We start from the raw sequence: 721 nt of genomic DNA on the forward strand, positions 1-721 counted from the left end.
TCGCTTGTTCTTTGAGTTCTTTACGCATCGAGGCGCTTTTGCCACAAAGGCGCAAAATCTCTCCATCACTGCCACCAATACTCACCACCGACTCAACAACAAAACGCCCCATAAAGGCACTGATGCTGTTCTCATAGCCAAAAATCACTTGCAGAGTGCTGTTGCTTGAGGGAACCTCTAAATCATTACCACTATCATCAAACTCTGCTTCAAATGTATCGGCTTCATTGCCGGCATGGTCCGTAATGGTTGCGGTTAAAAGACGCTGATAAAAAACCTCATGAACAAGCTTATCCCCCACCCTCACCTCAATAAAAGGATGCGTGCGCATTAATCCCATAACCGCTTCACCACGCTGTTCTTTTCTTGGCTGATAAACTCAGGCAGAATGACCTTTAAGCCCCGCGGTAAAAACACACCATATTTGGCAATCTCTGGATTAGCTTCCAGAGTGGCTTCTAAATAGCCTTTGAGTAAACCAGCTTGCCTCCGGTCTCTGAACACTGCCATGGCATGGTGAAAGCAGAGGAGATCGAGGCTCATATCCTCTAGCTCTACAACAACATGCTTTTCTGGTATCTTCATAGAGTTTGCCCCTCTTGGTATTGTCCCACCTGGTATTGTCCTTGTGGTTTTCCGCCATTAAAAAAGGGCAAGAGCGTAATGGAATAGCGGATGCGCTGGGATTGACCAGAGCGACTGATATAGTCGTGGTCTTTTG

At 46.6% G+C, this 721-nt stretch carries 1 protein-coding gene and 2 pseudogenes; all 3 read right to left on the reverse strand.

What is annotated here, in order from left to right; genetic code table 11:
* Positions 1 to 340, reverse strand: a pseudogene (locus ACFINE_RS09890) (late control protein); the annotation flags it as partial.
* On the reverse strand, positions 331 to 585 hold the full coding sequence (locus tag ACFINE_RS09895) for a tail protein X (RefSeq protein WP_375621909.1): 255 nt from the start codon (positions 583 to 585) through the stop codon (positions 331 to 333). The gene ACFINE_RS09895 and the pseudogene ACFINE_RS09890, both read right to left, overlap by 10 nt.
* Positions 582 to 721 (reverse strand): annotated as a pseudogene (locus tag ACFINE_RS09900) (phage tail protein); the annotation flags it as partial. The gene ACFINE_RS09895 and the pseudogene ACFINE_RS09900, both read right to left, overlap by 4 nt.

Source organism: Bartonella sp. AA97HXZ (assembly GCF_042196985.1).
In the GTDB taxonomy this organism is placed as follows: Bacteria; Pseudomonadota; Alphaproteobacteria; order Rhizobiales; family Rhizobiaceae; genus Bartonella.

Bases quoted from the DNA above. Each gene is read 5' to 3' on its own strand.
- ACFINE_RS09895 (WP_375621909.1), bottom strand. From the start codon at position 585: ATGAAGATACCAGAAAAGCATGTTGTTGTAGAGCTAGAGGATATGAGC.